Annotated in this window: 8 protein-coding genes; all 8 read right to left on the bottom strand. The window is 57.3% G+C overall.

Features of this window, described 5'->3' with window-relative positions; genetic code table 11:
* Positions 1-28: 28 nt before the first annotated feature.
* Positions 29-649, bottom strand: a complete 621-nt coding sequence (gene msrQ, locus VC35_RS18370; protein WP_046041830.1) for a protein-methionine-sulfoxide reductase heme-binding subunit MsrQ — start codon at positions 647-649, stop codon at positions 29-31.
* The gene (gene msrP / locus VC35_RS18365; RefSeq protein ID WP_046041829.1) at positions 649-1,662 is read right to left on the bottom strand and encodes a protein-methionine-sulfoxide reductase catalytic subunit MsrP; all 1,014 of its coding nucleotides are present in this window, start codon (positions 1,660-1,662) and stop codon (positions 649-651) included. Before msrP ends, msrQ begins: the two co-directional genes overlap by 1 nt.
* Positions 1,663-1,725: 63 nt before the next feature.
* A complete protein-coding gene (gene pssA / locus VC35_RS18360) occupies positions 1,726-2,583 on the bottom strand; it encodes a CDP-diacylglycerol--serine O-phosphatidyltransferase (protein WP_046041828.1) in 858 nt (285 codons plus the stop codon).
* A 144-nt stretch (positions 2,584-2,727) separates the two neighbouring features.
* Positions 2,728-3,744 carry a ketol-acid reductoisomerase gene (ilvC, locus tag VC35_RS18355; protein ID WP_003228216.1) on the bottom strand — a complete coding sequence of 339 codons (1,017 nt, stop codon included), beginning with the start codon at positions 3,742-3,744 and terminating at the stop codon, positions 2,728-2,730.
* Positions 3,745-3,789: 45 nt separating this feature from the next.
* Positions 3,790-4,281 carry an acetolactate synthase small subunit gene (gene ilvN, locus VC35_RS18350; protein ID WP_003176102.1) on the bottom strand — a complete coding sequence of 164 codons (492 nt, stop codon included), beginning with the start codon at positions 4,279-4,281 and terminating at the stop codon, positions 3,790-3,792.
* Between the two features lie 2 nt (positions 4,282-4,283).
* Positions 4,284-6,008 carry an acetolactate synthase 3 large subunit gene (locus VC35_RS18345; RefSeq protein ID WP_046041839.1) on the bottom strand — a complete coding sequence of 575 codons (1,725 nt, stop codon included), beginning with the start codon at positions 6,006-6,008 and terminating at the stop codon, positions 4,284-4,286.
* Positions 6,009-6,491: 483 nt separating this feature from the next.
* Positions 6,492-6,827: a YqcC family protein gene (locus VC35_RS18340; RefSeq protein WP_046041827.1), complete on the bottom strand. Its 336-nt coding sequence runs from the start codon at positions 6,825-6,827 to the stop codon at positions 6,492-6,494.
* Entirely contained in the window at positions 6,827-7,564 is a 738-nt protein-coding gene (locus VC35_RS18335) for a tetratricopeptide repeat protein (protein ID WP_046041826.1), read from the bottom strand. Before VC35_RS18335 ends, VC35_RS18340 begins: the two co-directional genes overlap by 1 nt.
* Between the last annotated feature and the right edge of the window lie 6 nt (positions 7,565-7,570).

Below are 7,570 nucleotides of genomic sequence, written 5' to 3'. Positions count from 1 at the left end.
ACACCTGGAATCTGCCGTCAACCACTATTTACGCCTTTTTGGCAGAAGAGCCCTTTTTAGCCATTAGACGCGGGATTCGTCGAGCCAAAGGCGGTAGCCGCAGCACTGACAGCAATGCACCTATAGATGCATAGATCACCCACTCCTTCAGGTCGGCGCGCACAATCCAGAGCATATGCAGCAATCCCAGCCCGAGAATGACATACGCCAGGCGGTGCAACTTCTTCCAGCGGGTACCCAATCGTCGCTGACTGTATCGATTGGAAGTCACCGCCAATGCCAGCAAACCAAGAAAACCCAGCACCCCGACAATAATGTAAGGCCGCTTGCGCAACTCGACACCCAGCTGCGACCAGTCAAAACCAAGTATGAATGCGCAATAACTACTGAGGTGGAGCAGCACATAGGCAAAGCACCACAACCCCAACTGTCGTCGCACGGCATTCCACCTCGCCCAACCAGTGAGTTTCTGCAAAGGCGTCAAGCTCAAGATTACGAGCAACAGAACAAGCGCTCCCAAACCCAGCCGATCGACCAGTACCTTGCCCGGATCCGGCCCGAGGACATCCTCACAGGCCTGATACAACCACAGCAGCGGCCACATCAGCACCACGACAAATACACCGATACGCCAAAACGGATAGCGCATCAGTAGTTCTTCCTCAGGTCGAGCCCCGTATATAGAGAGGCGACTTCCTCTGAATAGCCGTTGAACATTTGCGTGTCGCGCACATTGGGCTTGAACAAACCGCTAGGCAGGCGGCGTTCACGCGCCTGAGTCCAGCGAGGATGATCAACAGCAGGATTCACGTTCGCATAAAAACCATACTCATCCGCCGCAATGCTCTGCCAGGTGGTTTTCGGCTGCTCGCTGACCAGACTGATCCGCACGATGGATTTGATGCTTTTGAACCCGTACTTCCAGGGCACGACCAGGCGCAGTGGAGCCCCGTTCTGATTCGGCAGTTCACGCCCGTACATACCCACCGCCAGAATCGACAACGGGTTCATTGCCTCGTCCAATCGCAGCCCTTCTATATAAGGCCAATCGATCAAGGCAAAACCGGAGCGCTGACCCGGCATGCTTTTGGGATCCTGCAGGGTTTCGAAGCGGATGAATCTGGCTTTCGAGGTCGGCTCGACTTCCTTGAGCAAGGCCGAGAGGGGAAAACCGATCCAGGGAATGACCATCGACCAGGCTTCCACGCAGCGCAAACGGTAGATTCGCTCCTCCAGCTGATACGGTTTCATGAAGTCTTCGAGCGCATACCGCCCGGGCTTACCCACCTCCCCGTCCACCACCACCGACCACGGCTCCGTCTTCAGCGTGCCGGCATTCGCGGCCGGATCACCTTTGTCGGTGCCGAACTCGTAGAAGTTGTTGTAGTGGGTAGCATCCTTGAAGGGTGTGATTGCCTCATCCTTGACGACAACCGCCCCCCACTTGACCGAGGAAAGCTTTTCGCTGAACCAGGAAGGCGCCTTACCAGGCTCGACGTCCGCATAACGCGCCACATCGTCGGCAGCCGCCCACCGAGGAAGACCGCTCACGGCCAAACCGGCAACAGCAACACCCAATACATTGCGTCGAGAAAGATAGATGGATTCAGGCGTGACATCCGACTCATGGCAGTCGGATGCTTTAGGGACTTTGATCAGCATGGCTACTCCGCAGTATTGGAGAACAGATGCACCAACAGACTGCGGAGTATGAGGGAAATTACATCACTCGACGCTTTTACGCCGACGAAGATGTAACAGGTATTGAACCGGGCCGGACGCGGCATAGGCGAGGAAGACCAGCAGCAGAATGCGCGGCGGATCACTGAACACTACTGCGAACACCAACACCACCGCGAGAATCGCCACGAAAGGTACTCGCCCCTTCAGGTCCAGTTCCTTGAAGCTGTTGTACTTGATATTGCTGACCATCAGCATGCCGGCCGCCGCCACCATCAGCGCAACCAGGAAAGACATCTTGGAACCCTGGATACCGTAGTCGCTGAACGCCCAGACGATACCTGCAACCACACCTGCAGCGGCAGGACTGGCCAGACCGATGAAGTAGCGTTTGTCCGCGGTGCCGACCTGCGTGTTGAAGCGCGCGAGGCGCAATGCCGCGCCAGCCACATAGATGAAGGCGACCATCCAGCCAACCTTGCCCATGTCACCCAAGGCCCAGCCAAAGGCCAGCAATGCCGGCGCAACACCAAAGGCGACCATGTCCGACAGCGAGTCGTACTCGGCACCGAAGGCGCTCTGGGTATTGGTCATGCGGGCCACGCGCCCATCAAGACCATCGAGCACCATGGCGACGAAGATCGCGATGGCCGCGAACGCGAAATACTTGCTCGCATTGGCCGAGTCACCGGCACTCAAGGCCGCCTGGGCGCTCATCGAGCTGATGATGGAATAGAACCCTGCGAACAGGTTCGCAGTGGTGAACAGATTCGGCAAAAGATAGATACCACGATGCCGGACTTTACGACCTTCAGCGTCATGCCCTTCCTCGACATGTTCATCGATGGGCAGCAGGCTTTCGGCGTCAGAAGCCTGGTTTGGCTCTTCGGGGCGTTCGCTCATGGACATTACCTTGCAACGGGGTGGAAAGTTTGGACAGGTGTCTGGGACGACGGTTCGGCCGCAAACGATGCAGCTTTATACCAGAACCGGCCCCTCAAACGAAAAAACGCGGCCTAAGCCGCGTTTTTCGTACAAGCGCGTGACTTAGTTTTTAGCTTTGTCGACGATCTTGTTGGCACCGATCCACGGCATCATGGAGCGCAGTTGCTCGCCGATGATTTCGATACCGTGAGCGGCGTTGTTACGACGCTTGGCGGTCATCGAAGGATAGCCGGTAGCGCCTTCGCTGATGAACATCTTGGCGTATTCGCCGTCCTGAATACGTTTCAGGGCGTTGCGCATGGCCTGACGGGATTCGGCGTTGATGACTTCAGGGCCGGTCACGTACTCGCCGTACTCGGCGTTGTTGGAGATCGAGTAGTTCATGTTGGCGATACCGCCTTCGTACATGAGGTCAACGATCAGTTTCAGTTCGTGCAGGCACTCGAAGTAGGCCATTTCCGGCGCGTAGCCAGCTTCAACCAGGGTTTCGAAACCGGCTTTCACCAGCTCAACGGTACCGCCGCACAGAACGGCTTGTTCGCCGAACAGGTCGGTTTCAGTCTCGTCCTTGAAGGTGGTTTCGATGATACCGGTACGACCGCCGCCAACGCCGGCAGCGTAGGACAGAGCGACGTTCTTGGCATTGCCCGAGGCGTCCTGGTAGATAGCGATCAGGTCAGGGATACCGCCGCCCTTCACGAACTCGGAACGTACGGTGTGGCCTGGAGCCTTCGGCGCGATCATGATCACGTCGAGGTCAGCGCGCGGCACAACCTGGTTGTAGTGGATCGCGAAACCGTGGGAGAAGGCCAGGGTGGCGCCTTTCTTGATGTTCGGCTCGATTTCGTTCTTGTACAGGGAGGACTGGAATTCGTCCGGGGTCAGGATCATGACCAGGTCGGCAGCTGCAACAGCGGAAGCAACGTCGGTCACTTTCAGGCCGTGGGCTTCAGCCTTGGCAACGGTAGCCGAACCTTTACGCAGGCCGACAGTCACGTCAACGCCGGAGTCTTTCAGGTTGCACGCTTGAGCGTGGCCCTGGGAACCGTAACCGATGATGGCAACTTTCTTGCCCTGGATGATCGACAGGTCGCAGTCTTTATCGTAGAAAACTTTCATGAATTTCCCCTATATCAGGCCGTTCAGGCCGTTCGCTAATTTGGTTTAGATGCTGAGTACTTTGTCGCCGCGGGCAATGCCGGTCACGCCACTACGGACGGTTTCCAGAATCGAGGCGGTGCCGATGGACTGAATGAAGCTGTCGAGCTTGTCGCTGGTACCGGTCAGTTGAACGGTATACACGCTGGCGCTGACATCGACGATCTGTCCACGGTAAATATCGGTAGTGCGCTTGATCTCGGCACGCTGGGCGCCGGTGGCCTTGACCTTGACCAGCATCAGTTCACGCTCGATGTGAGCACTCTCCGACAGGTCGACCAGTTTTACCACTTCGATCAATTTGTTCAGGTTCTTGGTGATCTGCTCGATGACTTCATCGTGACCAACCGTGGTCAGCGTCAGACGCGACAGGGTCGGGTCTTCGGTCGGGGCCACGGTCAGGCTTTCGATGTTGTAGTTGCGCTGCGAGAACAGGCCAACCACACGAGACAGAGCACCGGGTTCGTTTTCCAGAAGCAAGGAAATAATGTGCCGCATGATTAGGTACGCTCCGTCTTGCTCAGCCACATATCGCGCATGGAGCCGTCTTTGATCTGCATCGGGTAGACGTGCTCGCTGGTATCGACCGAAATATCGATCACCACCAGGCGATCTTTCATGGCGAACGCTTCTTCCATCTTCGACTTCAAATCTTTCGATTCAGTGATGCGCACGCCAACGTGACCATAGGCTTCAGCCAGCTTGACGAAGTCAGGCAACGACTCCATGTAGGAGTGCGAGTGACGGCTGCCATAGCTCATGTCCTGCCACTGGCGAACCATACCCAGAACGCCGTTGTTCAGAATGACGATTTTTACCGGCAAACCGTATTGCAGACAGGTGGACAGTTCCTGGATGTTCATCTGGATACTGCCTTCGCCGGTGACGCAAACGACGTCGGTATCCGGGAAGCTCAACTTGATGCCCATGGCGGCCGGGAAACCGAACCCCATGGTGCCCAGACCGCCGGAGTTGATCCAGCGGTTGGGCTTATCAAACGTGTAGTACTGCGCAGCGAACATCTGGTGCTGGCCCACGTCCGAAGCCACAAAGGCGTCGCCCTTGGTCACTTCGCACAGGGTTTCGATCACGGTCTGCGGCTTGATGACGCTGCCGTCGCCCTTGTCGTAAGGGAACAGGCCGCGATCACCGCGCCACTCATCAACTTGCTTCCACCAGCTGGCTACGGACTCCTTGTTCGGGGTCTCGCCGATCTCCTTGAGGATCGCAACCATTTCGGTCAGGACGCTCTCGACCGGACCAACGATAGGCACGTCAGCCTTGATGGTCTTGGAAATCGAGGCTGGGTCGATGTCGATGTGAATGATCTTGGCGTTCGGGCAAAACTTCGAAGCGCCGTTGATTACACGGTCATCGAAACGCGCGCCGACAGCGAGGATCACGTCAGCATGGTGCATCGCCAGGTTGGCGGTGTAGCTGCCGTGCATGCCGAGCATGCCGATGAACTGACGGTCAGTGCCAGGGTAGGCACCCAAGCCCATCAGGGTGTTGGTTACTGGCAAGTTAAGCATCTTCGCCAGTTCGGTCAGCGGCGCGGAGCCACCACCGAGAATCACGCCACCGCCTGCGTACATCACTGGGCGCTTGGCCGCCAGGAGCATTTCTGCCGCCTTGCGGATTTGACCGGAGTGACCGCGAACAGCCGGACTGTAGGAACGCAGCTTGGCTTTTTTCGGGAAGACGTATTCGAACTTCTCGGCCGGGTTGGTCATGTCTTTCGGAATATCGACAACGACCGGGCCAGGACGACCGGATTGCGCCAGGTAGAACGCCTTCTTCATGACTTCCGGGATTTCCGACGCGTGCTTGATCATGAAGCTGTGCTTCACGATCGGCCGGGAGATACCGATCATGTCGGTTTCCTGGAACGCATCGGTACCCACCATGGTGCTAGGCACCTGGCCGGAAATGATCACCATCGGAATGGAGTCCATATAGGCGGTGGCGATACCGGTGATGGCGTTTGTTGCGCCAGGACCGGAAGTCACCAGTACCACACCGGCTTTACCGGTGGCACGGGCGTAGCCGTCAGCCATATGGGTAGCCGCTTGCTCGTGACGAACCAGGATGTGGGTCACTTCCGGTTCTTTGAACAGGGCATCGTAAACATGAAGAAGAGCACCACCCGGGTACCCGTAGATATATTTGACGCCTTCGTCGCGCAAAAAGCGGACGAGCATCTCACCGCCAGATAAAAGCTCCACGTTGCTCACCTCTAAAACGCCAGAATACCGCCCACGAAAAACGGGACGGGTCTTAATAGGTTTACTTCTCGGCAGAGCATGAGCGACGGTGGTCGCCGACTACGTCAGCACTGACTGAGCAAGTATTGGGATCGTCCCAAGTGTTGCGGGGCTTTCCCACCCAGCGCGAGGTAACGCGTTGCGGGTGTAACAGGTCGACGCGGATATGCGCCTCATGATCTGCTGAGAGGGTCTGCTTCTGGCAGTCCCTGTACAGCGGACTTTGGATTCTTCTGTTTCGTCCTTCGCAAGTCAAGTCGTCTATGTGCTTTATTCTACTAAGCACATGAGAACGCAAGAAAAAACCCGTAAATCAGCTCTGTGTTAGCTTCGATTGCGCAACTTTTAGCAAAAAATTGGCACGCGAATGCACTTACCCAGCAACGGCCGACAAAATAGAGAGATATTGTGAACAACTGCCAGCGGACGCTGGCAGCTTCTGGCTCAGCGAGACGCTGTGATCAACTGATCAAACTGCTTGAGTAATACCTGCAGCTGCCGATCCTTGCCCTGGACATTGCGTCCGGCAAAGACCATCTCAGCCATTTCCTGAATGCCCGAAGCGTTGGGTAACGGCAAATCCTGCTCGAGGATCATCTTCATGCGTGGCAGGAAGATCCATTGCAGCCACTGCTCGAAATCCAGTGTGTCGACCGAAAACGGCTCGACACTGGAAAGCGCTTCGGCGGAGGGCGGGACTTCATCCCACCATCCTTGCACCCGCAATTCGCGTTCGATCAACAACAGTTGATCGGCGATTTTCAGAAAGCGCGCATCCATCACAGCGTTACCTTGGCCTTCTGACGAGCCAATGCCGCGCCTTGGGAGTCACCCTGCTTATCACGCGCCTGGCCAATCAGGTCCCACAAGTTGGCCTGAAGGGCTGGACGGCCATTGGCCAAGGTCAGCCCACGGCGAGCGAACTGCTCGGCCTGGGCCGCATCGCCCTGAGCCATGCGCACCTGCGCCAGACGGTAAAGCACCTGCGGCTCACGCGGTGCAACGCGTTGGGCGCGTTCGAGACTGGAGGAAGCACCGTTGAGATCACCGCTCGTCTGTTGCTGTTGAGCGGTGGTCAGCAAGGCCAACACCGGACCGTCCAGTTGCTCGTCGGCAGAAAGTCCGCCCGCACTGGCCGATGGAATCCCGCTTGGCGACGACGGCATGCTGTAGCTGCCCTGATTGATCGGGGCCGATTGGACCGGCGTCGTGTCAATCGGCCCCGGCGTGATCGGACCCGGGGTAATCGGCGCGGTGCTGATCGGCGTCGAAGTCGTTGCCGCGCCTGGCACCATCACCACTACGCCGCTGTCACCCTGCGGAATCGCCTGGGTCCGCGACTGACCTTGCGCAGGACGCTTGACGGTCGTCTGGCGGAAGCCGCCATTGGCCGAGATCCGTTCACTGTTGGACACGGCGGTGCCGGAATCCACGACCGGAATCGAGCCACGTTGTACGCTGGAACAACCGCTGAGCAAAGCTACGGCGGCAACCGCTGGAATCAACCACTTGTTCACTTGAAA

Source organism: Pseudomonas fluorescens (genome assembly GCF_000967965.1).
In the GTDB taxonomy this organism is placed as follows: Bacteria; Pseudomonadota; Gammaproteobacteria; order Pseudomonadales; family Pseudomonadaceae; genus Aquipseudomonas; species Aquipseudomonas grandcourensis.
Note: the sequence above shows the minus strand (reverse complement) of the source record. Positions and strands in the feature narration are given on the sequence as shown.